This is a genomic window from Montanilutibacter psychrotolerans (assembly GCF_003719825.1).
Classification (GTDB): domain Bacteria; phylum Pseudomonadota; class Gammaproteobacteria; order Xanthomonadales; family Xanthomonadaceae; genus Montanilutibacter; species Montanilutibacter psychrotolerans.
Window position 1 is genome coordinate 473,666 of sequence record NZ_RIBS01000001.1, and the last position, 25,026, is coordinate 498,691.

Annotated in this window: 25 protein-coding genes; 12 read left to right on the forward strand and 13 right to left on the reverse strand. The window is 63.0% G+C overall.

Annotation, left to right across the window (positions count from 1 at the left end; genetic code table 11):
* The first annotated feature begins 942 nt into the window (after window positions 1-942).
* The gene (locus EER27_RS01985) at window positions 943-1,209 is read left to right on the forward strand and encodes a hypothetical protein (protein ID WP_123086334.1); all 267 of its coding nucleotides are present in this window, start codon (window positions 943-945) and stop codon (window positions 1,207-1,209) included.
* A 160-nt stretch (window positions 1,210-1,369) separates the two neighbouring features.
* On the forward strand, window positions 1,370-2,038 hold the full coding sequence (locus tag EER27_RS01990; protein WP_123086663.1) for a L,D-transpeptidase: 669 nt from the start codon (window positions 1,370-1,372) through the stop codon (window positions 2,036-2,038).
* Window positions 2,039-2,399: 361 nt separating this feature from the next.
* Here EER27_RS01990 and bla read toward each other — a convergent pair whose 3' ends face one another.
* Window positions 2,400-3,272, reverse strand: coding sequence for a subclass B3 metallo-beta-lactamase (bla, locus tag EER27_RS01995; RefSeq protein ID WP_123086335.1), 873 nt, complete (start codon window positions 3,270-3,272; stop codon window positions 2,400-2,402).
* Window positions 3,273-3,604: 332 nt separating this feature from the next.
* Between bla and ampC the strand changes: the two genes are divergently transcribed.
* Window positions 3,605-4,780, forward strand: coding sequence for a class C beta-lactamase (gene ampC, locus EER27_RS02000; RefSeq protein WP_190285599.1), 1,176 nt, complete (start codon window positions 3,605-3,607; stop codon window positions 4,778-4,780).
* A 183-nt stretch (window positions 4,781-4,963) separates the two neighbouring features.
* Entirely contained in the window at window positions 4,964-6,148 is a 1,185-nt protein-coding gene (locus EER27_RS02005) for an FAD-binding domain (protein WP_123086337.1), read from the forward strand.
* A gap of 148 nt (window positions 6,149-6,296) precedes the next feature.
* On the opposite strand, the gene EER27_RS02010 is transcribed toward EER27_RS02005, so the two are convergent.
* From EER27_RS02010 to EER27_RS02025, 4 genes are all read right to left on the reverse strand, one after another.
* A complete protein-coding gene (locus tag EER27_RS02010; RefSeq protein ID WP_123086338.1) occupies window positions 6,297-6,740 on the reverse strand; it encodes a nuclear transport factor 2 family protein in 444 nt (147 codons plus the stop codon).
* Window positions 6,741-6,813: 73 nt separating this feature from the next.
* Window positions 6,814-7,734, reverse strand: a complete 921-nt coding sequence (locus EER27_RS02015) for a type 1 glutamine amidotransferase domain-containing protein (RefSeq protein WP_123086339.1) — start codon at window positions 7,732-7,734, stop codon at window positions 6,814-6,816.
* 70 nt (window positions 7,735-7,804) lie between these two features.
* Window positions 7,805-8,842, reverse strand: coding sequence for a helix-turn-helix domain-containing protein (locus EER27_RS02020; RefSeq protein ID WP_123086340.1), 1,038 nt, complete (start codon window positions 8,840-8,842; stop codon window positions 7,805-7,807).
* Between the two features lie 407 nt (window positions 8,843-9,249).
* The gene (locus tag EER27_RS02025; RefSeq protein ID WP_123086341.1) at window positions 9,250-10,260 is read right to left on the reverse strand and encodes a hypothetical protein; all 1,011 of its coding nucleotides are present in this window, start codon (window positions 10,258-10,260) and stop codon (window positions 9,250-9,252) included.
* Between the two features lie 580 nt (window positions 10,261-10,840).
* Here EER27_RS02025 and EER27_RS02030 point away from each other — a divergent pair.
* Window positions 10,841-11,974, forward strand: coding sequence for a DJ-1/PfpI family protein (locus EER27_RS02030; RefSeq protein ID WP_123086342.1), 1,134 nt, complete (start codon window positions 10,841-10,843; stop codon window positions 11,972-11,974).
* A 30-nt stretch (window positions 11,975-12,004) separates the two neighbouring features.
* A complete protein-coding gene (locus tag EER27_RS02035; RefSeq protein WP_123086343.1) occupies window positions 12,005-12,988 on the forward strand; it encodes a GlxA family transcriptional regulator in 984 nt (327 codons plus the stop codon).
* A 334-nt stretch (window positions 12,989-13,322) separates the two neighbouring features.
* Here the strand turns inward: EER27_RS02035 and EER27_RS02040 are convergent, their stop codons facing one another.
* Entirely contained in the window at window positions 13,323-13,667 is a 345-nt protein-coding gene (locus tag EER27_RS02040; protein WP_123086344.1) for a 5-carboxymethyl-2-hydroxymuconate Delta-isomerase, read from the reverse strand.
* Between the two features lie 66 nt (window positions 13,668-13,733).
* Window positions 13,734-14,228, reverse strand: coding sequence for a lipocalin-like domain-containing protein (locus tag EER27_RS02045; protein ID WP_123086345.1), 495 nt, complete (start codon window positions 14,226-14,228; stop codon window positions 13,734-13,736).
* A 104-nt stretch (window positions 14,229-14,332) separates the two neighbouring features.
* Between EER27_RS02045 and EER27_RS02050 the strand changes: the two genes are divergently transcribed.
* On the forward strand, window positions 14,333-15,172 hold the full coding sequence (locus tag EER27_RS02050; RefSeq protein ID WP_123086346.1) for a LysR family transcriptional regulator: 840 nt from the start codon (window positions 14,333-14,335) through the stop codon (window positions 15,170-15,172).
* A 376-nt stretch (window positions 15,173-15,548) separates the two neighbouring features.
* Here the strand turns inward: EER27_RS02050 and EER27_RS02055 are convergent, their stop codons facing one another.
* Together EER27_RS02055 and EER27_RS02060 are read right to left on the reverse strand one after the other, a co-directional pair.
* Window positions 15,549-16,094 carry a hypothetical protein gene (locus EER27_RS02055; protein ID WP_123086347.1) on the reverse strand — a complete coding sequence of 182 codons (546 nt, stop codon included), beginning with the start codon at window positions 16,092-16,094 and terminating at the stop codon, window positions 15,549-15,551.
* Between the two features lie 2 nt (window positions 16,095-16,096).
* Window positions 16,097-17,533: an amidohydrolase family protein gene (locus EER27_RS02060; protein WP_123086348.1), complete on the reverse strand. Its 1,437-nt coding sequence runs from the start codon at window positions 17,531-17,533 to the stop codon at window positions 16,097-16,099.
* Between the two features lie 167 nt (window positions 17,534-17,700).
* On the opposite strand from EER27_RS02060, the gene EER27_RS02065 reads away from it, so the two are divergent.
* Together EER27_RS02065 and EER27_RS02070 are read left to right on the forward strand one after the other, a co-directional pair.
* Window positions 17,701-18,195 (forward strand): RNA polymerase sigma factor, encoded by a 495-nt coding sequence (locus EER27_RS02065; RefSeq protein WP_123086349.1) that lies wholly within the window; start codon window positions 17,701-17,703, stop codon window positions 18,193-18,195.
* Window positions 18,192-18,755 (forward strand): hypothetical protein, encoded by a 564-nt coding sequence (locus EER27_RS02070; protein ID WP_123086350.1) that lies wholly within the window; start codon window positions 18,192-18,194, stop codon window positions 18,753-18,755. Before EER27_RS02065 ends, EER27_RS02070 begins: the two co-directional genes overlap by 4 nt.
* A gap of 161 nt (window positions 18,756-18,916) precedes the next feature.
* On the opposite strand, the gene EER27_RS02075 is transcribed toward EER27_RS02070, so the two are convergent.
* Complete coding sequence (locus EER27_RS02075; protein ID WP_123086351.1) at window positions 18,917-19,516, reverse strand: cation efflux transmembrane domain-containing protein; 600 nt, start codon at window positions 19,514-19,516, stop codon at window positions 18,917-18,919.
* Between the two features lie 219 nt (window positions 19,517-19,735).
* The gene (locus tag EER27_RS02080; RefSeq protein WP_123086352.1) at window positions 19,736-20,128 is read right to left on the reverse strand and encodes a hypothetical protein; all 393 of its coding nucleotides are present in this window, start codon (window positions 20,126-20,128) and stop codon (window positions 19,736-19,738) included.
* 237 nt (window positions 20,129-20,365) lie between these two features.
* On the opposite strand from EER27_RS02080, the gene EER27_RS02085 reads away from it, so the two are divergent.
* The gene (locus tag EER27_RS02085; RefSeq protein ID WP_148040892.1) at window positions 20,366-21,529 is read left to right on the forward strand and encodes a M23 family metallopeptidase; all 1,164 of its coding nucleotides are present in this window, start codon (window positions 20,366-20,368) and stop codon (window positions 21,527-21,529) included.
* A gap of 138 nt (window positions 21,530-21,667) precedes the next feature.
* On the opposite strand, the gene EER27_RS02090 is transcribed toward EER27_RS02085, so the two are convergent.
* The gene (locus EER27_RS02090) at window positions 21,668-22,000 is read right to left on the reverse strand and encodes a hypothetical protein (protein WP_123086354.1); all 333 of its coding nucleotides are present in this window, start codon (window positions 21,998-22,000) and stop codon (window positions 21,668-21,670) included.
* Between the two features lie 218 nt (window positions 22,001-22,218).
* On the reverse strand, window positions 22,219-23,136 hold the full coding sequence (gcvA, locus tag EER27_RS02095) for a transcriptional regulator GcvA (RefSeq protein WP_123086355.1): 918 nt from the start codon (window positions 23,134-23,136) through the stop codon (window positions 22,219-22,221).
* 130 nt (window positions 23,137-23,266) lie between these two features.
* On the opposite strand from gcvA, the gene EER27_RS02100 reads away from it, so the two are divergent.
* Both EER27_RS02100 and EER27_RS02105 read left to right on the forward strand, forming a co-directional pair.
* Window positions 23,267-24,091 (forward strand): MBL fold metallo-hydrolase, encoded by an 825-nt coding sequence (locus EER27_RS02100; RefSeq protein ID WP_123086356.1) that lies wholly within the window; start codon window positions 23,267-23,269, stop codon window positions 24,089-24,091.
* Window positions 24,088-24,954 (forward strand): MBL fold metallo-hydrolase, encoded by an 867-nt coding sequence (locus EER27_RS02105; RefSeq protein WP_123086357.1) that lies wholly within the window; start codon window positions 24,088-24,090, stop codon window positions 24,952-24,954. Before EER27_RS02100 ends, EER27_RS02105 begins: the two co-directional genes overlap by 4 nt.
* Window positions 24,955-25,026: the final 72 nt, after the last annotated feature.

Sequence of the window (25,026 nt, forward strand, 5' to 3'; positions counted from 1 at the left end):
CGGCTAAGGGCGTGCCGCGCGTGAGCCCATGATTTCCTTATCTGGAATCCGCCTTGACGGCGTTCCGGTGCTGCCTGAGCCCAGGTGGGCAGTTGCGCCAATTCTTCTTATTTGATTGGCGTACTGTTTGCCGTACTGAGCACGTTCTTAGCTCAGTATCGAGAGATCAAGCGCCGGGACGAGGCGGAGAAAAATGAGCCTCCACCGCAATTCAGAGTCCTTCTGTGGAGCTGGGTCTGGAACTGGTTAGGCCTGGCTGCTTTCGTTCTGGCGTCGGTCTTCTGTCTTTGTTTTATTGCCAACACATAGGACCAGCAATTCATTCAAACCGACGCTGCTTCCCGGCTCGCATCAACTCAGGTGTTTGACCTTGGGACCAACATGCCCGCAGAAGCCGCAGCAACTGCACTGAGCATTCCGACGATTGTTTGGCCGGGGGTTGTCGCGTCTTTCATCGCTCTGGCTGGTGTTGTTCTATCAAATCGGAGCAGCCTAAACTGATTGAATGAACAGCTGCGGCACGATTCTGGCGAGAAACACAGGGATCGCATCTCGGAGTTAAGGAAGGAAGTTCATCTCGAACTCCGCACGCAAATGACATTAGCCGGTGCCCGCCTAGACGCAATGGAGGGGCTGGTATGGCGTTCGTTGCTGATGAATTGGGAGGAGTCGAAGAAGTCTCTGAAGGTCGGCCGGTGCAAAACGGCTCGCTTATTAAGGTCTACTATTCATCTGAATAAGGGCAGTAACTGCGGATAAGGTTGTGATAGTCGATCAAGGCTGCGAGTTTTCGTGGAGACTGTGATTCAAGTCGCAACTCTCACTAGTTGCTGCCACATCTTCACAATCCAGCTACGTTTCCCAACGTCAGCTGAAGGCGGGTCATGACTCCGGCAAAAAGGCGGCTATATTTCCGATACCCCCAGACGAAGGAGTATTGGAATGTTTCTGACCAAGCAACATCAGGTGATGGCGCGAACGCTCGGCGTGGCGATCGTCGCCCTGGGCCTTGCCTCCTGCGCCACCTACGATGACGAGTTTGCAGGGATCAACTCACGTCTCGATCAGATCGACACGAAGGTGCAGAACGCGGCCCAGAGCGCCGAATCCGCCAATCAGTCCGCACAGCAGGCCAACCAACGGCTGGATCAAATGGAAGGCCGCGTCCAGAGGCTCGAAGCGGCGCCGCGCCGCGTGCCGCGCGGTTAGTCGCTCTTGCACAATTCGCGACGAGCGGTCTGAACCGTGAATCCGGTGGCCTTTGCTGGCCACCGGGCTCCTTAATCTTCGCCCAGTCTTCGTTCTAAGGAATCGTCCCATCCGTACTTGCACACACCCTGCGATCCGGGCCGTTCATGGTGCGCTGGTGCTGGCGCTGACGTTCGCGAGCTTCGGCGTGGCCAGCGCCGAGGATACCGCCGCGCAACCGGTCGCCGCCGTCGACCAGCTTCCGCGAGGCCAAGATGTATCCGGCACGGTGATTGAGCTCGCGGGCTGGGTTGTCGCCGCCAAGGACAGCCAAGGCTATCCGTTCGCGGTCATAGACAAGGCCGCCGCACAGATCTTGGTGTTCGGCGGCGACGGCCGGCTTCGCGGCGCGGCACCTGGGCTCTTTGGCTCGGCGATCGGCGATCATACGGCGCCCGGCATCGCCGGTCTCGCGCTTCGCGAGATTCCGGGCCGGGATCGCACGACACCTGCTGGTCGCTTTGTGGGCGGTTTCGGTCCGTCAATCGACGCTGGGCGCGTGCTGTGGGTGGACTACGATTCCGCGGTCTCCATCCACCCTACCGCTACTGGCGTCCCGGCCGAGAGACGCGCCGAACGCCTTGCATCGCCTTCGCCGGACGACAACCGCGTCACTCATGGCTGCATCAACGTCTCGCCCGAGTTTTACGAGCAGATCATCCGTCCGACGTTCGAGCGGGGCGGGGTGTTCTACATCTTGCCGGATGCGGCGCCGATAGCGGAGACCTTCCCGGAGTTCCCGCAAAGTCGCGCGACTACGCAACGCAACGGTGGAAGACGCGCACGTTGAACCCGCAATCCGAAGCGGACGTCTGGTACCAAGCGGGCGCCATCCCGTCGACGAGGCTCGTCGTCCGGTTCCGTTGACCGAGGTCGCGGGAGTCGTCCGCCATCGCTAAGCCTCAAGGAAGTCCCGTTCGCGTCACCCTACTGCGCTGCATGTCGTTGATCCGCAATGGTCGGAATTGCGCGATTCGTCAGGGCAGGGCAGGCCGGAAAGGCTTTCTAGATCAGTGATATAGCCTGGGCGCGACCCATGCCTGGGGCAGAGGGTCGTCGGTTCAGATCCGGCCGTCCCGATCATTGCGATCAAGTGCCTAGGTGACGGTGAGTTTTCCCGTCACCCGATTCCCTATTTCGCTGCCACCGAATCAGCGCTGACCTTCGCGCTGCTGCTCGAGCTCGGCGTCGAGCTTGCGTTCGGCACTGTCTGCGTAGTCGCGGCATGTCATCGGATTGGCATGCGGCGCTGCGGTCGCCGCCGGCGCCCAGCCGCTGGCGTCGGGATGCGGCGTCAGCAGCAGGTCGCAGGGCAGTGCGCGCACCGTCGCGAAAGTGCGGCGGTAGTCGTCAACGAGATGCGGGTAGCGCGGGTTGTCTATCAACCGGTAGCCCGGTGCGCTGAGGCTATCGACGTAGGCGACGCGCAGCGTCTTGGCGTCGCGACGGTCGTCCCAGGTCCAGCTGATGCTGCCCGGCGTATGGCCCGGCGTGAAATGCGCGGTGAAACGCACGCCACCCAACTCCACGACCTCGCCGTCCATGACGATGCGGTCGACGCTCACCGGCGAAAATGCGAGGCCTTCGCCGAAATGGATGTCGTCGCTGCCGCCGCGCGCCAGCAACACGGCCGTTTCGGCATTGCCGACCACGCGCGCGCCGGTGGCCCGCTTCAATTCCGCGATCGGGCCGGCGTGGTCGATGTGCGCATGGCCGTTGAGGATCAGCTTGAGGTCGCCGGGCTGCACACCGAGTTCGTGCATGCGCAGCAACAACATGTTCGCGGCCTGCGGAAGGCCGCCATCGATCAACACCGCGCCCTGCGGCGTCTTCACCAACACCGCGCTCAGTGCCTGGGTGCCGATGTACCAGCTGTTGTCCGCGAGAGCGAACGACGGCACGGGCTGCCGCCAGCTGTCTTCCGTCTCGTAGGCCTTCAGCTGTGGCAGCACCGGTTCGGCAGCGAGTGCGCAGGTGGAAAGCAGCAACAGGCAGCAAGCAGTCAGAGGACGGAACAGGGTCATTTTGGCGCGCGCGAAGTAGGGGGCTGCAGTATCGGCGATCGGTGGTCGCCTGGAACAGCTCGCCCCAGCCGCTCCTCGTGCTCCAATCTGTGTTTGCCCTGGGCTGATCTTCGGCGAGCTTGCTGGTCGCCGGCCTGGCGTCGTAGCCTCGCGCCAAAACAATTCATTCAAGCCCAGACCGCTTCGCGGCTCGGCTTAGTTCAGGCGTTAGGCCGCACAAGCTGCTGCCCTACACTCAGCGAGACCACTGAATGCCAAGAATCGAATCCCATGATGTCCCAAGCACAATCGATCTCACGTCGCCCGATGTGGCCACAGAGTGGGGACACACGATGAGCGTGTCATCCAAATCCCTTGTCGCTAGGACGCTGCTGCTCGTCTTCGCTTGCCTATTTCCTGTAGCTGTTTCAGCCGTCGAAGACACCTCCCGCGTCCGCACCGCCGTTGACGCCGCGATCCTGCCCTTGATGTCCGAGAATGACATCCCCGGCATGGCTATCGGGCTGATCCTCGATGGTCAGCCCTATGTCTTTACGTATGGTGTCGCCTCGAAGGAGACCAACGTACCGATAACGGAAACAACACTGTTCGAGATCGGCTCCGTCAGCAAGGTCTTCACCACAACGCTGGCCGCATACGCGCAAGTCACCGGCAAATTGTCCCTGGACGACCATCCGGGCAAGTACCTGTCCCAATTGAAAGGCAAGCCGATCGACCAAGCCACGTTGCTCCACTTGGGCACCTACACTGCCGGCGGGCTGCCGCTGCAGTTCCCTGAAGAAGTGACGGGAGAGGTGGAGACGATGACTTACTTCCGCAATTGGAAGCCGCTGGCTCCTCCGGGCACACGGCGTGAGTACTCCAACGCAAGTCCGGGCCTGCTCGGGCTTGTTACGGCCAGCGCAATGAATGACGATTTTGCGACGTTGATGCAATCATCGGTATTCCGCGCATTCGGCATGGCGAACAGCTTCATTCACGTACCAGACGACAGGATGGCGGACTACGCGTGGGGTTACCGCGAGGGCAGGCCAGTCCGCGTGAACAAGGGTCCGCTCGACGAGGAGGCCTACGGCGTCAAGACGACGGTGTCGGACTTGATTCGCTTCGTCCAGGGGAACATCGACCCCGGTACGCTCGAGCCGCAGATGCGTCGTGCCGTCGAAGCAACGCAGATCGGATACTTCCGCGCGGGGCCTCTGGTGCAGGGCCTCGGGTGGGAACAGTATCCGTATCCGGTCTCGCGCGAGTGGCTGCTCGGTGGTAACGCCAGGGAGATGCTTTTCGATCCGCAGCCCGCCTATCGGCTGGCAGACCAGACCGCAGACGGACAGCGCCTCTTTAACAAGACGGGATCGACCGGCGGCTTCGCCACTTACGTGGCGTTCGTACCCGCCAGGAAGATCGGCATCGTCATGCTGGCAAACCGGAGTTATCCAATCCCTGATCGCGTCGAGGCCGCCTGGATGATCCTGGAGCAACTTGCAGCGGGCTCCGACCCCAATTGAGCGTGCGGTAGTGGTTTGCGGGCGGCATCGGCCGACCCCAAGCGGACATCGTCGAAGAGCACCAAGGAACGCTGTGGGCTGGCCTTGGCGCCGGTCGCGGGGCTCGGTTATACGTCGATCACCGGAACCGCCTACGCGACCCACGCGAACTCGCTTCCACTCGACCCAGAGGGAAATGCATCAATGAAGGTGGCCATCAACGGAGCCGGGATTGCAGGTACGGCGCTCGCGTACTGGCTGAGCAAGTTGGGCCACGAGGTGTTGCTGGTGGAGCGTGCGCCCGAGCTGCGCACCGGCGGGTTCGTGGTCAACCTCTGGGGCATCGGATACGACGCTCTGGAAAGGATGGGTCTGCTGCCACGACTGCTGGAACTGCAGCACCACTCCGACGAGTTGCGCATGGTGGACCGGTCGGGGCGAACCCGTGGCGGGTACCCCTCCAGCGTCCTGTTGAAGCTCGCCAAAGGACGCATGGCCACGCTGGCGCGATCCGACATTGCCGCGGCCATCTACGGTTCATTGGATGGCCGGGTGGAGACGCTGTTCGGCGACGGCGTCACCGCGATCGACGATGACGGGACGCGGGTGCGGGTGGAGTTCGAGCATTCGACGCCGCGGGAAGTCGACCTCGTGATTGGTGCTGACGGTTTGCACTCGCGCGTTCGCCAGCTCGTCTTCGGGCCTGACGCCAGGTTCGAGTATCCGATGGGATGCCACGTCGCTTCGTTCGAGGTCGCCGGCTACCGGCCTCGCAACGGCAATGCCTACGTGGCGCACACAGCGCCCGGCCGGTACGTGGCCCGCTTCCCGATGCGCGACGATCGAATGCTCTTTTTCGTGTTGCTGCGGGACGAGCACCTAAAGGGGCGGGCTCCCACCAACCATCTCGAGCGCAAGGCGGCGTTGACTGGCGCGCTCGCCGACATCGGCTGGGAATCGGCTGCCATCCTGTCGGCAGTCGGGCAGGTAGAAGACATCTATTTCGACAGCATCAGTCAGATCTGCATGGATGCATGGGCCAAGGGCAGGGTCGCGTTGATCGGCGACGCCGCGGCCTGCCCTTCCCTCATCGCGGGAGAGGGTGCGGGCTTCGCACTGGCGAAGGCCTACGTGCTTGCTGGCGAATTGCATCGACATGGCGGTGACACCGGAGCAGCCACCGCCCGGTACCAGACGCGCCTGAAGGCGGTCGTCGCTCGCAAGCAGAAGCACGCGGAAAGCCTGGCGGCCTCATTTGTCCCACGAACTGCGCTAGGCGTGCGGGTTCGTGACTATGCCACGCTCCTGATGCGCCTTCCGGTATTCCCGAGAATCCTGATGGGGCGCTACTTCAAGGATGAGATGGCGTTGCCGGAGTATGGGATCTGATGCCAAGCGGCAGGTGTCCACATAGTGGGGAACCGCTTCATTCGGGCCATTAAAACAGCCCACCGTCGCGCAAAGGGCGCGCCAACAACATTCCATCTGGCGCGTTGCCCGGCGCGAAGCGGTGGGCTTGTGAGCCGCGCTGCGGTGCTTACGGCTTAGTTTGACCGCTCCACGATTTGCTCACGATCATCCATTTTCCGTCGATCTTCGACAACGCAAGGTAGTCCAGCCCGATCCACTTGGGATAATCCAGCATCACTTTGACGACCGCAGCGTTTTCGTTCACATCCACGATTTCGTAGCTGCGCGTGCGCTGGGCCTCGTCGTCGGCCGGCTTGCCTTGGAATCCCTTGGCCCATTCTTCCGTGGTTTGCGCGACCACGGCGCCTCTGGATGCCGAGTAGCCGAGCACCATGCCGTCTCTCCTGAGTACTTCAAACGCCAGATTGGCGTCGCCCGTTTCGAATGCGCGCATCATCTTCTGCATGACTTGATCAACCGCATCGCGCTCGGTGCTTTGTGCCATGGCAGAGGTGGAAAGAAGGAGGAGGAGAGCGCCTGCGAAAACGGCGGATCGGATCGATATTTTCATTGTTGTCCCGGGTTTGATTGAGTGCGTGATTGCGGTTCGAAACCGCCTGGCAATTGACGATATTCCGGAAGATTCAGCCGTTCGCTGCGTCGCGGCCTGGTTCGGCCAGTTTGCGAAGGATGTCGACAACGGCTTCCGCCACCTGCGTCGCGGACGCGTAGTTCTGGCCTGTCACCACCCTGCCGTCGACTTGCGTGTTCGGCTGGTCGCCGGCCAGTACATGGAACGAGCCACCGCGGGACTCGACCGTTTTCCGGATCAGGAATGGGAATTCCTTGAAGTAGGCAGCGTCCTGCTCTTCGTGTTCTTCGGGAAATCCGGTGATGCGCTTGCCTGCGACCAGGTTCTGGCCGTTGGCGAGCTTGAGGTTCACGATCCCCGCCGTGCCGTGACAGACGGCCGAGATCACCCCGCCATTGCGCTCGTAAACGTGCATGGCGATGTTCTGCAGGACGGGGTGCTCGGGCACGCCGTAGATGGCATTGCTACCCCCGACGTAGTACACCGCGCGGTATCGGGAGGGGTCGACCTGCGCGGGTGTGGCGGTATTCCGCAGCCCGTTCATGATGCGGTCGTCCTGCAGACGGGCCTCCATGTCCTCGCTGACATACCTGTCGAGGATCGGCACGGCCCCGCCATCGGGCGAGGCGAAGTCCACCGAATACCCCGCTGCGTGAAACGTGTCCCACGCATTCACGACCTCGCCGAAGCTGATGCTGGCCGGGAGAGTCGATGTCCCGTGGACCTTGCTGCTGGCGAGGATGAACAGGATGCGCCCCCCGCTGCCGGGGGCACTGCCGCGGGCGGACGCCCGGACGTTGGTCTGCGCGATGGGTTCGACCGTGCCAGCCCGCTCTGCGGGCGTGTCGGTCAGCGGACGGTCGACGGCGACATACCCGGCGATGTCATGGGCGGCATGAGCGTTGGAAATGCCGCCCAGCCAGGCCGACAGCATGAGTACCGCGATGGATCGGATGACGCGGGGTGTGTGCATGAGCGCTGGCTCGTAGGGAGGAGCCAGCACACTATTGGATCTCTTTCAAATCAATGTGTTGCAATGTCTCTCAGGAGTGCTGGAATCGCTTCTCGGAGTCGGTTTTGTCCGCCCGGAACGCCGCTGGCGTGGCCCCCTGCAGCTTTTTGAATGCGCTGTGGAAGGTCGACATCGATTGGAAGCCTGCTTCCTGGGCCACGACTTCGAGCGGTTTCGGGGGGAGCTGTCGCAGCAACGCCTTCGCCTCAACTACGCGCAGTTGCGCCAGGTACTGTTTGAACGACGTCTGGTTGTTGTCATTCAGCAGCTGCGACAGCCGGGTCTTGGGCATGCCGAGGCGGCGAGCGAGGCGGGGCAGGGTCAATCCGGGGTCCAGATGCAACCGCTCACGCGTCATCAACTCGGCCAGCGCCTGCAGCTGTGCGGCGGCCTCGGAATCGGGAATCCGCCGATCCTGATAGGGCTCGATCGGGGCCTGGCCAGACCGCAGGCGCAGATAAACCAGGACGCTCGCAGCGAGGACGAAGGTGAAGGACAGCGCGCCGACGATGTAGGAGGTGTAGCCGGAGGTGTAATACGCGATCCAGATGAACCAGGCGCCCACCACCGCTCCCAACAGCAGCGGGTCAGATGGCGTCCCTGGATGCCCCTTGCGATGGAGGTAGACCTGCGAGGTGGCAAGCAGGAGATAGCCCAGCCACGAATAGGTGATACCCGGCGTGATGACCTGTTGCCACAGGTCGACATGGTCGGCGTAGGGCAAGAACACGTTCACGGCGACGGCGACGGACAGCAACCCGGCGATGTGCCAACGGTCTGCCCGCCCGGGGCCGGGAGTATCGCCCTGGCTTGAGCGCACCAGAAAAAACAGACACGGCCCGATCAGGAAACAGGCGGTCAGGCCGATCTGGATGACGATCTTGGGAATACCCGGCCAGAAATGAAAGGCCACGGATTTTCCCGTTCGCACACCGACCACCAGGATCAGCAGCGACAGCCAACGCTGCGTGGGTTTGCCCTTGGACTGCCACCAGAGAAACGATGCCGCGCCGATACCATTGAAGGCGCCGAGCATGCCGAAGAAGAACAGGAAATGTTTGGTCAGCATGATCGATGCATCGAATCCATCGGTATTTCGTCGAGTTGCGACCACACAGCGAGATGGCGACCCCGCGCTTGCGGCAAACGGCCGGGAGAAATTTCTTGCATCACCCGATCCGGTGCGTTCGTGTGCGTCTCGACAAGGGTGCGCGATGGTACACGCTTCCCCCTCATCCTTTCGGGATCGCTGTTCATGCCTGCGAGATCAGCAATATAGGACGGACACTACACATGCCTGGGGGCAGAGGGTCGAGCGAAGCCGCTTCGCGACCTGGAGGCTGATTGCCGGGGTCGCACGCAAGGCTGCCGGCAGAGGCGCGGTCATCCGCAAAGATCGGGCTACCCGCGCTGCGCACGGGATGCCAGGTGCGCACCCGGTAGGGGCAAGCCCTCGACGCCTGATTGTTAAGGCCGCTACAGGCTGTACAGGATGTTGTAGAACGAGGTTTGATCGTCCTTTATCAAGGACAAATCCTGCCCTGTGGGTACCTTTTCGAATAGTGCCTTATTGACTCCCATTCGGCGAGTGATTATTGCTTCCAGTAGCTTGCCGAACAGCGCCTCATCGCTGATGTACCTTCTCAGTTTCAGGATTTCGCGAGGCTTGTTCTTCAGGACATGGAACGAGTAGTTCATCAGGACAACATTTGAGACAAACAGGTTTTCCGTTGATTGAAGCGGATTGACCGCGTCGATCAAGGCATCAAATATCTGCTTGTTGTTCTGATCATATGCCTGCAGAAATACATCGGGATACATGAGTTCGCTGTGGCGATCATTAAGCCTGAAGCGGTGAATTGTGCCGTCGGGCTCGGTCAGCAGCTTGACGACGCTTGTTTGATAGTTCTTCAGTGTGCTGGGTAACTCGTGTTCTCTTCTGTCATTAAACTCGATCACTTTGTAGGCCAGATCTATGACATCCAAAAAGGCCACGGGCCCCAAGGTGTCGGTAGCCATCGTCAGCTGATTATCCTTGATGCTGAACCGGCGATACGCCTCGTCGTCAATGCTCAATTCGAAAAGCAGAAACCTGATCATGTGGTTTCTGAGCCGTGCATCCGCGTCGAGAGGGCTGTTCTTCAGGCTGATCAACTGAATCAGATAGAAGAAGATGAAGTAATCCTTGTTGGCTCGTTGGCGGTTGTCGATTTCAAGCAGGTGACCAAAGCGGGACAGGACCAAGAGAATGGCGTAGCAGTCCGGCTCCGTGAAGCCGACCTTTGACATGGAATCTTCGAAGGCTCTTTTGGAAAACAGGTCCTGCCAGCGGCTCAAGTAGACGGTTGCCCCGTCGTGCTTTCTGGCAACGACAGACAGCAGTGAAGGCTCGTCCTCTTCGTAAAAAACGGTGCCCAGCTCCTTCGGGAATGGCCGGATATTCAGGAAATTTTCAAGTTTGTATGAAAGGAGATTGAATATGGACATTCGACGCTATCCGCGGGCGCAGTTGATCTGATTCGGGTCAATCGTACCAACCGCAGCGGCATTCCCCGACTGCGTTCGCCGACCAGGTTGGGCATGCGCCCCGATCGCTAGGCTTCGACGCGTTGCGCACGGTTCCGCGTGGATGTTCTAGAGGGTCGGGGCGTCCGCTTCCCGCTATGTGCGATGCATCAGGGACCGTAATCGCCCTGTGACCTCTGTTGCCAGAATCACGCCGAGCCGCCACGCGGCTGGGACTTCCTTCAAAAGGTGGACACCACCTGGTTTGGCACCTATGCGCTCGTAGTCGGCCGGTGCGTTGTAACCGAGCACCGAGTGTAGGCGCTGGTGAATAGGGAAGTCGATGCAACTTCGGATGGCAGCCTACAAGGCGTGATCTCGGTCGAACGTCCGCCGATGGAGAGGTCTGACTTCATCGGAACCGCCTACTTCCGATCCTTCGCCAAGCGCTGCGGACGCATGCGAGCAACAGTCGCTTGGCAGGATTTGACCGCCTAATGTCGTTTACGCGGTCGCGCTGCGTTCCGACAATCGATCACACCTTCGCCTCCGATGTGACCGTATGTCCGAGTTCAATCGCTTCCTCCCGACCCTCGCTGCGATAGTCGCAGCGGCCGGCCTCGTGTTCGCGCCGCCGTCCGCAGCCTTTGCACAGTCGGCTTCGCAAACGGCTGCATCCGGGGAGATCGCGCCCTATCACGCCAGGTTCGACCGCGGTCGTCCGGTGGTGGCCGTCATTGGTGAGAACACTGGTACGGAACTGACCGACTTCGTGATTCCCTATGGTGTGCTGCGGCAGTCGCAGGCCGTCGATGCTTTCGCCATCTCGACACGTCCCGGCCTGCTCAAGTTGCGGCCGGCACTGCAGATCCAACCCGACGCTACCATCGAGGAGTTCGATGCGCGTTTCCCCGACGGCGCCGACTATGTGATCGTGCCCGCCATCATCAAGCGGGACGATCCGGCGCTGTTGACCTGGATCAGGGCGCAAAGCGCCAAAGGCGGCAGCATCGTGAGCATCTGCGACGGTGCACTGGTAGTGGCCAACGCAGGATTGATGAAGCAGCACCGCGCCACGGGGCACTGGGCCACGCACAAGCTGCGCAGCAACACCTATCCGGACACGCAATGGCTGACGAACGTCCGTTACGTCGCCGACGGCAACATCGTGTCGAGTGCTGGCATCAGCGCCGCCATTCCCACCTCATTGGCATTGGTGGAAGCCATTGCGGGCCACGATAGAGCCGCTGCCGTGGCTGAGCAGCTCGGTGTCGCTGCATGGGACACGCAACATGACAGCGCTCGTTTCCACCCTCGCATCGGCAATCTCCGGTCGTTTGCCGCGCCTCTGGCCAACCGCTGGTTCCATCGCATGGAGCACGTCGGCGTACCAATTGCGCCGGGGGTCGATGAGATCGCAGTGGCGCTCACGGCCGATGCCTACTCGCGTACCGGACGCAGTCATGCCCTCACGGTGTCGGCGACCCGCGAGCCGCTGCGTACACGCAATGGCCTGACGGTGGTGCCGGATACCGTCACGGGCGAGTTGCCTGGCGTCGACCGGGTCCTGCCCGAATTCGACGCGATACCCTCCGCACGAATGCTGGACGAAGCATTGGCCGGCATTGCGCGTCGCTATGGACGCGCGACGGCTCGCGGCGTCGCCCTGCAATTCGAATACTCGATCAAGCACTGAAGTGACGGCGCTGAAGTGAGAGCGAAGACGATGACTCCCCGAACACCCCGCCGCGTCGTACTGCTGGCCTACGACGAGATGAACCTGCTGGATCTGTGCGGACCGTTGCAGGCCCTGGCGACAGCGGGACGTCGCGCGGCGGGCAACGGCGCAAACGCGTACGAAACGATTGTGGCTTCGGTCAACGGCGGGCTCATCACCACCAGCGCAGGCCTGCCGGTGATGACCGTGGCGTTGTCGGCACTGGAGACTGTGGCGATCGATACGCTGATTGTCCCCGGCGGCTGCAAGGGCGATGAGTTCCACGCGCCGCCCCGTCTCGTTGCCTGGATCGCGCAGCGCGCTCCCACCGTACGGCGCCTATGTTCGGTTTGCACGGGCGCCTTCTTGCTGGCTGCCGCCGGGCAATTGGACGGAAAGCGCGCGGCAACGCACTGGGACTGGGTTGGGCGCCTGGAAGCGCGCCATCCCGCTATCCGGGTCGACGCGGACAAGATCTTCGTCCGCGACGGATCGATCTGGACCTCGGCCGGTGTCAGCGCCGGCATCGATTTGACGCTGGCACTGATCGAAGAGGATTTCGGTCACCAGGTGGCGATCGATACCGCTCGCCAGCTGGTGATGTTCATCAAACGCTCCGGCGGCCAATCGCAGTTCAGCGTGCCGCTGGCTGCGCAGGCACACGACGACGCGCGGTTCACCGATCTGCATGCATGGATTGCGGCGCATCTGACGGGTGACCTGTGCGTGGAACGATTGGCCGAAATCGCCGGCATGTCGCCACGCACGTTCGCCCGCGTGTACGCCGAACGAATGGGACGGACGCCGGCGAAAACCGTGGAAGCCATGCGCCTGGAAGCCGCGTGTCGCGCACTGGAAGAAACCGACCTGCCGCTCAAGGCCATTGCCGTCGCTACTGGTCATGCCGAAGAACAAAACCTGCGTCGCGCCTTCCAACGTCAGCTCGGCATCACTCCGACGCAGTATCGCGAGCGCTTTTCTGCGCATGGCTAGAGAACAGGGGGCGACGACAAGTTCAAAATGTACTCTTACTCTTGTTTTGCGGCGTCCTTGATTCTTGTTTCGTCGCTTGCTCCTGCTGCTGATATCGTCCCGGTTAACCTGCGCACCTGCCATGAGCGATGAACCTGCTCGTGGCAATCAATGAACCAGCGTCTAGGTGCGCTCAAACGTATCGCTCAGCCGGAAGAAATCGCAAAAGGCTGTGATCCATCCTGACGCAGCAGCATCATCCACTACGGGAAGTGCCTTCCCGGCGGACGGCGGAAAAATTCATCAATCGGTGCTGATTGACATGCCCAACCGCGCCGGAACACTGGCCAGGGGGTCACATCATTGCGCGATTGAAATAGGTCGCCCGCTCGAACTCGGCGATGTTCGCGGCAATGCGAGGAAGTAGCGGAAACATCTCAGCCAGCTCGCTGACGATGGCCTTCGACAAGGCAGCGCGTTGCTCGACACTGCGCCCCTGCATGATCCAGGCGAAGGTGTGGATGAAATCTTCCCGCCCGCCGCCGACGGCATAGATTCGGAAAGGGTGTATTCGGATCTTGATGTCCGATTCTTCGAACAGCCCTGAAGAATTCACCACTCGATGCAGTCGAGCGATGATCGATTCTTCGTCATGAACCTGAAGTATTCCCTGGGAACAGTCGACTACGAAGTGCGGCATGATGGCTCCATCGGTTGAAACGTGAGTCGAGGGCGAGATCGCCTCCGAACGGAAATGCGGGAGGGGCTACTTGAGCCGGTGCCACACGGAAACCGGAATGCTCCCATCCGCCCGGGGCGGCACCTTGTAACGCAGCTCGGCGCCGTCCAACTGGTACTGGCGCCTCTGGGTCGTGCCTTCCCAGTTGGGGAAGGACGCGCCTTCGATCGAGAACACCAGCACTCCTGCCCGTTCGTCGATCTTCATCGTGCCGTAGTGGGTGCTGCTGCCCATGACCGCGGACCTGAATTCGTCGACGCTGCCATCGGCCTTGCTGTCGCTGGCGAAATGCGGGCGTTCGGACTTGAAGATCTGCAGCGAGTACCGCCCCTGGACATCGACGACGAGCCTGCCCTTCGGGTTCTCGCCGTAGTCCCGCGTCGTCTCGCCATCCGGCAAGACCTTGTCCGCGGCGACCAGGGTCCAGGTGCCTTGCAGTGGGAACACGCGTGTCGGCACCGGCGCGTCACGAGCGGCCAGCCCCGCCAGCATTGCGACGAGTGTGCCGGTCAGTAGTTTCATCGCGGTGAGTCCTCGTGGATCGGGAATCGAATCCTAGGCCGCTTGATCGATATGAAAAATGCCTTTACAAAGATAGCTGGCATTTCAAAATCGAATCCATCCAGATGAAGGCGATGGACGTGGATGCGGTCAGGGCTTTCCTGCTGGCGTCCGACTTGCAGAGCTTCACCCGGGCAGCCGACGTGCTGGGCACCACCCAGTCCGCAGTGAGCCTCAAGCTGCGGCGCCTGGAAGGGCAACTCGGCCGCCGCCTGTTGGAACGCACGCCGCGGCATGTACGGCTGTCGGTCGAGGGACTGGCCTTTCTCGGCGTGGCGCGCGAACTGGTGTCGTCCCACGACCGCGCGGCCGCCGCCTTCGAGACCGAACAGCGTCGGTTGGCGATCGGCATCAACCAGCAACTGGTCGGTAGCGAATTCCCGTTGCTGTTGCGCCGGATGCGGGACCACGATCCGAACCTGCTGGTCGAAATGCGCATCGCCGGCACCAACGAACTCATGCGGAGCCAGGAACAGGGGGAACTCGACGCCGTGCTGGTGCTGCGCCCCGAGGATCGCGGCAAGCGGGGCAAGATTGTGTTCGCAGAATCCTTTTCATGGTTCGCGGCGGCCGATTGGGAGCCGCGCGCCGGCCAGCCGTTGCCGCTGGCGACGCAAGGCGAGTCGTGCCGCATCCGCATCGAGGCGGTACGCACGCTTGACCGGGCGGGCATCGAATGGCGCGAAGTCTTCGTCGGCAAGGGCGCCGCGATCCTGGGTGCCGCCGCCGTCGCCGGCCTCGCGGTGGCGGTACTGGCGCGGCGCGCGGCGCCGCCGGGCACGGTCGACGTCAGCGGGCTGATGTCGCTACCGCCGATTCGCTCGCAGGACGTGATGCTCTATAGCAACCTCAGCGACCGGCGAACGCGCGATGCATTGCGCGTCCTCACGCTAGCCTTCCAGTGAAGGAACTGAGTCACGGGGCAAGAGTGGGTTGAGTTGACAATAAGTTCGCTACCCATATGGAACGGCAACGACAATTGCTCTTTTGTGGACTGATCGCGCCGCCATCAAACCGCAATGACCGCTCCTGGCCGAAACCGGTCGTTGGGCGCGCTTGACAGAGTTCGACCCTCCATCACGGGCCGCTAGCAACCATCACCAAATACCCGAGGTTCTGCCGATGCGACACATGGCCCTGGCGGGCTTGCCTGATGCGCCAGCATAGCCACTAGCGGCGTCAGCCACGATAGGAGGCAGACGCCGACCTGCAGGCCGATCCACATCCACTTGCGGTGCCCGGGGGCCTACTCGGCCGCCGCGCTGCCCGGAGTATGGGAGGTCATTTCCCCTGGCCGTCGGCCGGCTGCAGTGCTTTCGGTAGCGGCGCGGACGCCGTCTCGATCACGCCGACATTGGACACGATCCACCAGCGCTCGCCGTCGTTGAGCAACTGGAAATGGTTCAGGCCGCGCATCAGCGGTTTCTCGTCACTGCGGCGCAGGCGGATTTCGAAGCTACTCATTACCGAGGCCAGCAAGCCGTGCTGCTCGACCCGCGTGACCAGCGGGATCTCGTGGAAGCCGGTCGCGGCGTAGGTCGATTCGGTCTGGGCGATGAGATCTTCGGGGCTCATGCCCAAGATGCCGCTGGCCACCTTCGAGTCCATCGCCACCGACAGGCGGGCGCCGTCGAGGAACAGGGCGCGGTAGCGATTCCAGTCGCGCGTAGCGCCGGCATCGGCCGAAATCACGTCGTACAGCGCGTGGACGATCGCTTCGGGCGATTCCCCATCCTGCTCTCCGGCGGTTGCGGAGGGTGCCAGGCCCGGCGCCAGGCAGGCGGCCAGCAGGCAACGGATGACGGTTCGCTCGAACGGGTGCTTCATGTTCATTCTCCCTTGAGTTGATCGAGTGCGTCGGCGCCGAGGAACTTCCCGTTGAGAACTACAGCGTGGATGGCGCGGGTGTGCTTGATGTCGGTCAATGGGTTGGCGTCGAGGACCAGCAGGTCGGCTTCGAACCCCGGCGCGATACGCCCCAGGCGATTGCCTGCACCCAGTGCGTCGGCCGCATTGCGGGTGGCGGAGAGCAGGATTCGCGACGTGGGCACGCCGGCATCGGCCAGCAACTGCATTTCGCTGTGCAGACTGATGCCCGGCGCGATCCACGGGTTGCTCATGTCGGTGCCCAGGGTCATGCGCGCATCGGTCGCGTACAGACGTACCGCCATGCGCTGCACCTTCGGCCAGATGGCGCGTGCGCGGACGAAGTCCTCCGGTTTCCAGCCGACGGCGAAGGTGAACCAGTCGTGCCAGTTGGCCAGCAGGCGCGGGTGCGCGTAGCGACCGGCATCGTCCTTGTAGGTGGTGTCCCGGTCCTGGACGAAGGCCGCGTGGAACGCCACCAGCGTGGCGTCGAACACTGGGCGATGTTGCTGGAACGACGCCACCAGGCGGTCGGCGGCGGGGCCGTCGGGATCGAAATGCTCCCACCACTCGAAGAAGGAGTACGTGCCGCCCCGCGCTCTGGCCTGCCACGACTTGCGTGCATCCGGATCCAGCAGGTTCGGGCTGATGGGCATCAGGTGGACAATCCCGTCCAGCCTCATCGCGAGCGCGTCGGGCCAAGCGACACCATCGAGGTGGGCCACCGCAGGACGGCCATGACGGTGTGCCGCGTCGATGCCGGACTTCAGCCGCTCCGGCGAAAGCCCGGTGTAGAGCTTGATCCAATCCGCGCCAGCTTCGACCTGCTCGCGCACCGCGCGTTCCATCTCATCGGCAGTGCGCGCCGCTATGGCCACGCCGGGCAGGTCGGCGTTGTTGATCACGGGACCGGCGTTGAACGTTTCCGGCCCGACCAGACTGCCGTCAGCCACCCGTGCCTTGAAACGGCTTGCGGCCGCCAGGTCGCCGCCGGGGTTGCGCAGGGTGGTGACGCCGAAGCCGATCAGGCGGCGGGCATTGTGCTCGGCGATGGTGTCATCGGCCTGAGCCTGCATAACCGCACGGCCGCGCTCGCGCCTGAACTCCAGCGGGCCCAGAGTTAGGTGGGCGTGCATGTCGATCAGTCCAGGCATCAGGTAGCGCCCGCGCAGATCGACGACGCGGGCATCCCGCCGGCAGGACTTGCTGCCGGCAGCGTCGATGCGGGTCAGGCGCTCGCCTTCCACGCGCACGCACATTAGTGCGCTCGTGCGAGCGTGCTCGGCCTCCACGATGTGCACATTGTCTAGGGTCAGCGCGCCTTCGGGGCGCTGGGCGGTCACCTGCGCGGAGGCGAGGGCGGACGCCAACAGCAGCCTTGCCAAGATGGAAGGTCGCATCTGGAATGGTTCCTTTCTGGTGGGCTTGTTTCCTTAGTCGGCAGGGGGGCCGGGCTTCTTACGAATGAGTTCCTTTTTTTCAGCTGTAAGGAATTGCCCGCCTGCAACGACTAAGGGTTGCTGACCCCGATAGTCAGCACCTGACCGCCACCTGCCATCCCACCTGCATGCATTCACTTTGGCCCAAAGTCGAAGCCTTCCACCCGCAGTTGTGGCGTGCGGTGTGCGGCTATGAGCTCAATCACGCCATGCGCGAGGAACTGCTGCAGGACGTGTTGCTTGCCATCTGGGAAAGTCTGCCGCGCCTGCGGGAGCCAGACATGCTGCTACCGTTCTTGCTGCGCATCGCCCACAACCTGGGGGCCAGTCATGTGCGCTCATCCACCCGGATGCCGACGCCCGTGCCGTTCGATGAGAAGGTGCATGACGTCCCGGATCGTGCCGCAGGCGGTGGTGCCGCGTGCGCGCGCGCGCAATGGCTGTTCGAGGCGCTGGCGACGCTGCCGCTCAACCTGCGGCAGGTGGTGATGCTGCAGTTGGAAGGATTCGACTACCAGGAAATCGCGGACATGCTGGGCATCACCGCAGAGAACGTTGGGGTGCGGTTGCACCGCGCCCGCGAACGGCTCAAGGCGTTGTCCCAGAAGGAGAAGACCCGGTGAACTTTGATGGCCTCCTGAAGGATGCGTGGCAAGGCGTGAACCGCCCGGCCACGCCAGGACGACTGGCCCCGCACATGCGCCGGCACCAGTTGCGTCATCGCCTGCAACGGGCGATCGAGATCGCCCTGACGCTGGCGGCCGTGCTGGTGTTCGGCCGCTCGCTGATGACCGGCAGCATCGAGCCGTCGCACTGGCTGCTGCTGCCGTTCTTCGTGGTGTACCTGCCTATCGCCTGGGCCTTCGTCCTGCGGGTGCCACGGCAACGCAACGACGACGTGACCGAGAACACCCGCCTCTATGCGCAACTGCGGATGGCGCAACTGCGGGTCAACCTGCGCGACCTGTGGCTGGCGCGCACCTCTGCGTGGATCTTGGTGGTGTACGCGTTCATCGCGAACACAGGGGTGTGGTTGATCGGCGGCGCCAGCTGGCAGCGCGCTGCGCTGACATTGCTGGGCTTTGCCTTGGCATGGGGCGCCGGCACGCTCTGGTTTGTCCGGAAGCTGCGCCGTACGCGGTTCAGGGAGTATCGCGCCGTGAGGCGCCTGACGGGCGCGTGAGTGGGAGTGAACCTGGTGCTTGTCACTGTCCGCTTCTGTCCGAGAGTGGGCATGCGATTAGCAGAGAAGGTACGTCTGTCCGCTCTCGACCCAAAGCGGACACCAGGTCGCCGCTCGACTCCTGAGGCCAATTAGACGTCAAAGGTGACCGCACAGCTGACTTAGGCTTGGGTTGCGTCTGCTCGCTGCTCCATATGGGCTGCTGTCCAGACTTCTTTCGCGGCATCGGCATTCATGTAGGCGATACCGAGTCCCACCACGACATCCGGCCAGACGGAAGGGTAGAGCGCGGTGAGGAGGCCGGCACCGATGATCGCAACGTTCGCGAAGGCGTCGTTGCGTGCGGACAGAAAGGCCGCTTTGGTCAGGCTTCCACTATGGTGCCGGTAGTGCGACAGCATGAACGCGCACGACAGATTGATGACCAGGGCGCCCAAGCCGGTGACGCTCAGCGAGAACGGTTCGGGCGGGGCTGGCGCATTGAACTTGCTCCACAGTGCCCAGAGCATTGCCACTACCGGCAGCAGCAGGATGCCCGACAGAGCTATACCGACACGCGCTCGCTGCTTTGCGCTCCAAGCCAGCGCCATGAGGATCAGGAGATTGACTGCCGCATCCTCAAGGAAGTCCACGCTGTCGGCGAACAGCGAGACCGAGCCGATGGCGAGTGCGACCGTGAACTCGACGCCAAAGTACGCCAAATTCAGGAGGGCGACGAGGCCGACGACCTTGCGGAGCGCGCTGCTCGCTGGCGTGCTCATGCCGCGCTACACGTACGCGTTACAAGTAGAAGGCCGAACTCGACCGGCATGCGCTCCCAGAATGGTCATGGCTCAACCCCAAGGGAGGGAAGGTCTCGTCACCTTATCGCGCTGTATGTCGTTGGTCCGTAACGGTTGGAACTGCTGTTTCATCACGTCCGTGAAGCACTCGGCGGTCAGGGCATCTGCTTCTGATTGAGCGATCTGTTTGACCTACGACTAGTAGAGCTTGATCTCGAGGACCGCCTCGGTGAGGCGATGAGGCACGCCGACGTCGTGAAGCGCTCGAGAGAGCTCGGCGATGGGCTGCGACTTCTTGCCGGATTGAAATCCATCAGGGCTGACGCGGTCCCAGTAGAAGTGAGCGGGAACAATGACGTGCGCAAGCTGATGGTATTCAAAGGGCTGACCCCACGTGCCGCCGTCGGCGATGTACGACGCGCGCAGTTCTGAGCTGTCGGGGAAGCCGCACGTCCAATAGCCAGCGTCACACTGCAGGCGGTCGAATGTGGTCCAGGAGCACCAGCTCGAGCTTTGCCAGGCATTGCGTGAGCCCATTCCGAGGACACGCGCGCACGTGTCGAAAAAGGACTTCCAGAGAACGTCATCCATAGATCAGATCCATGAGTTTGCCCGAACCGCAAGTGGCTTCGGCTTGAATGAATTGCTCGATGCCATGCGTCGAGCCTACTCGTTGGCGGGACTAAACTCTTCTACTTCGGAGCGATCCGCAAGCGTGGGCGCTGCAACGTTCGCCTCCCCATCCACGGGCCGCTACCGGCCATCACCAAATACCCGAGGTTTGCGATGCGACAGATTCACCGCTGGTGGCCGCCGATCCTGGCACTCGTGCTGCGCCCGGGCTTTGCCTGTGCGCTGGCGCTCTTGCTGGTGTCTGCGACAGGACGGGCGGAGGATCAGCTTCGCGAATCCTTCGATCTGCATGTGCCGATTGCGCCAACTCCGGTCACGACCGAAGGGCGCGTGCGCCTGTTCTACGAACTGCATCTGACGTCGTTCTCCGCGAAGGCGCTGACACCGGTGCGAATCACGGTCCTCGATGGCCAGGGCCGCAACCTTGCGAGTTTCGCAGGGGCGTCGTTGACCCAGCGTCTGGTGCCGGTATTGCCCGAAACCGCAGCGCCAGCGGATGCGCCGCTATCGATCGGTCCCGGCCGGGCGGGCGTGCTGTATGTCGAGCTGGCGCTGGAGCCGCAGGTGCTGCCGCAGTCCATCGCACACGCAGTGGAGTACAAAGTCGGCGACGGAACAGAGCTCGACACGGTCGAAGGCGGGCGCTCGGTGGTGCAGGCCGTGCCAGCGCCGGTGCTCCATCCGCCACTACGTGGTGGACCGTGGGCCGCGGTGTTCCATCCGGATTGGGCGCGCGGCCATCGCCGCGTGCTGTACGCGGTGGAAGGGCGTGCGCGCATCCCGGGACGTTTCGCCGTCGACTGGGTCAAGCTCGATGCCGACGGGCGCATGGCTCGAGGCAACCCGGACAGGGTGCGCAATGCCTACGCCTACGGTAACGAGGTATTGGCCGTTGCCGACGCCACCGTCGTGACGTTGCGCGACGACTATCCGGAAGCCGCCCGGATTTCGTCCAACGGCCGGCACCGCATGCGCGACGCCAGTGGCAACTACGTCGTGCTGGACCTCGGCGATGGTCGCTACGCCTTCTACGAGCACCTGCGCCCCGGCAGTGTGCGCGTGGCGCCGGGGCAGCGTGTGCGGCGGGGTGAGCCCATCGCGCAGGTTGGTTACAGCGGAAGCGGCAACTGGCCGCATCTTCACTTTCACTTGGCCGACGCGCCCTCGCTACTCGGCGCCGAGGGTCTGCCTTTCGCGCTGTCGCGGTTCCGCAAGCTGGGTGCGTACGAGGATTTCGCCGCGCTCGGGAAGTCGCCGTGGGTGCCGCACGCTGATGCCACCAGTGCGTCGCGCGAGGGCGAACGACCCGCCGACAACGCGGTGATCTGGTTCGGGGATGAGCAAAAAGTCGTCCCCTGATGTGTCGGGCTTGCCTTGCGCCCGCTGCACACCGGGAGTTTGTGGCGGGGCACCAAGTCGCGGGCGAGCAAGGTGGGCCGTCCGCTCAAGTCGGCTGTGTCGGGTGGCCAGCCGTTTGGTACAGCCTGAGGTCGTTTGTCACGCCTCGTGGTGCAGACCCGACGGTACCGGCTCATAGCCGTTTCCTCTCCCGCTGAGCCAGCGCAAGTGCACTTTGCCCGCGCCGTGCAGATGCGCCTGGGCTGCAAGAAACAACGGGCGAGCCAGGTCGGAATCGGTCATGGGTCGCGGTGTTCCGTCCAGCTCGATGCGGAGGAAGTGCGCCTCGTCCGGCTCATCCGTGTAGCTGCGTGCGACGAAGCAGATCGCTCCGTCAGTGAAACGATACATGTCGTACTCGTAGTAGTACTCGTAGTTGCCCGAAGCGTCCGGGTCACTGGCATCCAATTGACGGGTGCACTCGATGTGCATGGGCTGGCGCCTGAAATCGGTTGGGTTTGAATGGCACGCGGCGGCCGGCCAGGCCGCCCACACAAGCATCGGTTAGGGTTTGTCGAATTCGCAGGTCGCAGAGCGGTCATTCCATTTCGCAACGTCGACGCCCCTGACAAGCAGCCACAAGGCTAGCGAAATTGCGGCGACGCTCATCGGCGCTAGAAGGAAGTGGGATGCGTGCGCCGGCGCCAGCTTCAGGCAGAACGTTCACCGAGAGCTTCCTTCCGCAACCAGCGGCAGAACGCATCGCTGGCAGGGTTGGCATCTGCGCGGTGGCTTCGGACGATCCAGAAGGCGTAGGCGTTGTCCAGCGAGTAGTCGAATGGTCTGGTCAGGCGACCGCGCTGCAGGTCTTCCTCGACCAGTGGGCCCACGCCCAGCGCGACGCCATGTCCGGCCACCGCCGCCTCCTGCGCCAGGTAGATGCTCGCGAAGACCGGCCCAGGGGCCGCATCCACCTGCGTTGAACCCGCGGCTTCCAGCCACGTTTGCCAGTCCGGTACGCCGTTGCGGCCTGCGGCGCTTTCGTCGTGGAGCAGTGTGTGGTGCGACAGGTCGTCGGGCACCGTCAGCGGATGCAGTTCGTCGTTCGACAGCAAAGGCGCGCAGACCGGAAATACCGGTGCATCCAAGAACCGCTCGACGCAGACGCCCGTGTAGCCGCCGGCTCCGTAGCGGATGGCGACATCGATACCGTCGCGGACGAAATCAGTGTGCTCGTTGCCGGTCTCGATGCGCACCTTGAGGTCGGGGTGGTCGCGGTGGAAATGGTGCAGCCTGGGTGCGAGCCATTTCGCGGCGAAGGACTCCATGGTGCTCACGCGCAGGACCCCGGCCGCGGGTGCGATGGCCCGGTCCAATGCCAGATCGATCAATCCGAACACCTCGCCCAACGACGTGGCCAGCGCTGCGCCCTCGGCGGTCAGTTCGACCGACCGATGGCCACGATGGAACAGCTTCACTCCCAGGTAGGCTTCCAGGTGCTTGACCTGATGGCTGATCGCGGCCGGGGTCACGAACAGCTGTGCGGCGGCCACCTGGAAACTCAGGCATCGCGCGGCCGCTTCGAAGGCCCGCAGGGCATTGAGCGGAGCAGGGTGGCGAGGCTTCACGGTCTCTCGGCGCGCAGGTAGAGGTGCATCCTATCAAGTTATTTTTTCTAACGCGGCCGCAAAAACATCTCGTTTGTCGGTGCCGGTGCTGCTGGCAATGATGGGTCCATAGAAACGACGGACGATCATCATGCGATTCGAAGAAGTGGGCCCCAACGTGGTGATGTTCGTCGGCGACGACCTCGAGTCGGTCGCCACCGCGTTCCTCGATGGCGACGACGCGCTGCTGGTCGACTCGCTCGGCAGCGAGGAGGACTCGGATTCGTTACGGCGCGTCCTGTGCGAGGACATGGGCAAGACGGTGCGAGTGATCGCCGCGACCCATTTCATGTGCGACCACATCGCCGGGATGTCGCGGTTCCCGGACGCGTTGACGATTGCGCACCGACATTACCGCCACACCTTCCTGTCGCAGAACCGACGGGTGGATGCGTTCTATCGCGAACCCAAGGTGGTGTTCGACAGTGCGATGACCATCCAGTGGGGACAACACGAACTGCGCTTGCTGCACAATCCCGGCAAGACCATGGACCACGTCAGCGTGGACGTGCCCACCGCCGATCTGGTCTGTGCCGGCGACAACATCGTCGGCAACACCGTGTACCTCTCGAAGGCCGACCCCGCGCTGATCCGCGCCGCGATCGGCCGGATGCGCCAGTTCGGTCGGAGCACCGTCATCGGCGGGCACATGGGCCGGTTTCCTGCCACCGTGCTCGACAACGCGATCCATTACCTGGACCGGCTGCAGGATGCCGTCATGCGGATCCGCGTCGACGCGACATCGCAGGAGATCGACGACCGCATCGCGGCGATCCCCATCGAAGCCTGTCTGGCACCGCGGGTCGAAGCGGCCGGTTTCGAACGCGAATGGCACCAGCACAATCTGGAGGTCATCGTGGCGCAGTCGGTCTTCGCGCTCGATACCGCGATCGCGTCGCGGGCCGGTCGCGCATGAACAACCACGACCGCATTTCCAGACACCGCGTCTCGCGCCGGCAATTCCTGTCCGGCTGCGCTGGCCTGGCGGCCGCTGCATTGATTCCGGGCGGGCGCGTCTTCGCAGCCGCCCACGCGGAAGGCTTGCGAATCCAGCGGCTGGCGTGGGCGGGCATCCGTCTGCAGCTTCCGCAGGCGACGTTGTTCATCGACCCGCTGGTCAACCCGGAAGCGTGGGGCCCCGCACTCAGGGACTCGCTGATTCCCGTCGACGATGCCGTTGGCGAACCCTCTGTCCTCATCACCCATGCGCACCCCGACCATTTCGACGCGAGGGCCGTGGCGCAAGCGCTGGGCAAGGGCGGCACGCTGGCGCACCCGGCCGGAACGAACCCGCTGCCGATTCCACAAGGCGCGCGGGCAAGGCCCAGTGCGCTCTGGGAGCCGCAACTACTCGGCGACTTCACTGCCACCCCGGTGCCCGCCTCGGATGGCTATGGCGACCCGCAGGTCTCCTGGGTGGTGTCGGCGGGAGGTCGTCGCATCTTCCACGGCGGCGACACGCTATGGCATGGCCACTGGTGGCGGATCGGCCGCCAGTTCGGCCCGTTCGATGCGGCATTCCTGCCGGTCAACGGTGCGCGCTTCGGCTGGCGCAAGCCCGTCAGCGACCAACCGGGAGTGTTGACGCCCGATCAAGCGGTGGCGGCCGCGACCATCCTGGGTGCGCGTCGCCTGGTGCCGATCCATTACGGCGTATCCGGCATGGAGGAATACGTGGAAGTCGAAGACCCGATCGAACAGTTGCACCAGGCTGCCCGCAAAACGCCCATCGACATCCAGGTGATCGCGCCGGGTGCTTGGGTGGACTGGGGGCAATGACAGGCCGCCCTTGGTGCCTTCTACAGCGCGGGCTGCGAGTTGGACGATTCGGATACCATGCCTGAACGACGA

Excerpts from the sequence above, each read along its gene's own strand:
- EER27_RS01985 (WP_123086334.1), top strand. The coding sequence starts at position 943 with ATGTTTCTGACCAAGCAACATCAGGTGATGGCGCGAACGCTCGGCGTG.
- bla (WP_123086335.1), bottom strand. The coding sequence starts at position 3,272 with ATGACCCTGTTCCGTCCTCTGACTGCTTGCTGCCTGTTGCTGCTTTCC.
- ampC (WP_190285599.1), top strand. The coding sequence starts at position 3,605 with ATGAGCGTGTCATCCAAATCCCTTGTCGCTAGGACGCTGCTGCTCGTC.
- EER27_RS02005 (WP_123086337.1), top strand. The coding sequence starts at position 4,964 with ATGAAGGTGGCCATCAACGGAGCCGGGATTGCAGGTACGGCGCTCGCG.
- EER27_RS02010 (WP_123086338.1), bottom strand. The coding sequence starts at position 6,740 with ATGAAAATATCGATCCGATCCGCCGTTTTCGCAGGCGCTCTCCTCCTC.
- EER27_RS02015 (WP_123086339.1), bottom strand. The coding sequence starts at position 7,734 with ATGCACACACCCCGCGTCATCCGATCCATCGCGGTACTCATGCTGTCG.
- EER27_RS02020 (WP_123086340.1), bottom strand. The coding sequence starts at position 8,842 with ATGCTGACCAAACATTTCCTGTTCTTCTTCGGCATGCTCGGCGCCTTC.
- EER27_RS02025 (WP_123086341.1), bottom strand. The coding sequence starts at position 10,260 with ATGTCCATATTCAATCTCCTTTCATACAAACTTGAAAATTTCCTGAAT.
- EER27_RS02030 (WP_123086342.1), top strand. The coding sequence starts at position 10,841 with ATGTCCGAGTTCAATCGCTTCCTCCCGACCCTCGCTGCGATAGTCGCA.
- EER27_RS02035 (WP_123086343.1), top strand. The coding sequence starts at position 12,005 with ATGACTCCCCGAACACCCCGCCGCGTCGTACTGCTGGCCTACGACGAG.
- EER27_RS02040 (WP_123086344.1), bottom strand. The coding sequence starts at position 13,667 with ATGCCGCACTTCGTAGTCGACTGTTCCCAGGGAATACTTCAGGTTCAT.
- EER27_RS02045 (WP_123086345.1), bottom strand. The coding sequence starts at position 14,228 with ATGAAACTACTGACCGGCACACTCGTCGCAATGCTGGCGGGGCTGGCC.
- EER27_RS02050 (WP_123086346.1), top strand. The coding sequence starts at position 14,333 with ATGAAGGCGATGGACGTGGATGCGGTCAGGGCTTTCCTGCTGGCGTCC.
- EER27_RS02055 (WP_123086347.1), bottom strand. The coding sequence starts at position 16,094 with ATGAAGCACCCGTTCGAGCGAACCGTCATCCGTTGCCTGCTGGCCGCC.
- EER27_RS02060 (WP_123086348.1), bottom strand. The coding sequence starts at position 17,533 with ATGCGACCTTCCATCTTGGCAAGGCTGCTGTTGGCGTCCGCCCTCGCC.
- EER27_RS02065 (WP_123086349.1), top strand. The coding sequence starts at position 17,701 with ATGCATTCACTTTGGCCCAAAGTCGAAGCCTTCCACCCGCAGTTGTGG.
- EER27_RS02075 (WP_123086351.1), bottom strand. The coding sequence starts at position 19,516 with ATGAGCACGCCAGCGAGCAGCGCGCTCCGCAAGGTCGTCGGCCTCGTC.
- EER27_RS02080 (WP_123086352.1), bottom strand. The coding sequence starts at position 20,128 with ATGGATGACGTTCTCTGGAAGTCCTTTTTCGACACGTGCGCGCGTGTC.
- EER27_RS02090 (WP_123086354.1), bottom strand. The coding sequence starts at position 22,000 with ATGCACATCGAGTGCACCCGTCAATTGGATGCCAGTGACCCGGACGCT.
- EER27_RS02100 (WP_123086356.1), top strand. The coding sequence starts at position 23,267 with ATGCGATTCGAAGAAGTGGGCCCCAACGTGGTGATGTTCGTCGGCGAC.
- EER27_RS02105 (WP_123086357.1), top strand. The coding sequence starts at position 24,088 with ATGAACAACCACGACCGCATTTCCAGACACCGCGTCTCGCGCCGGCAA.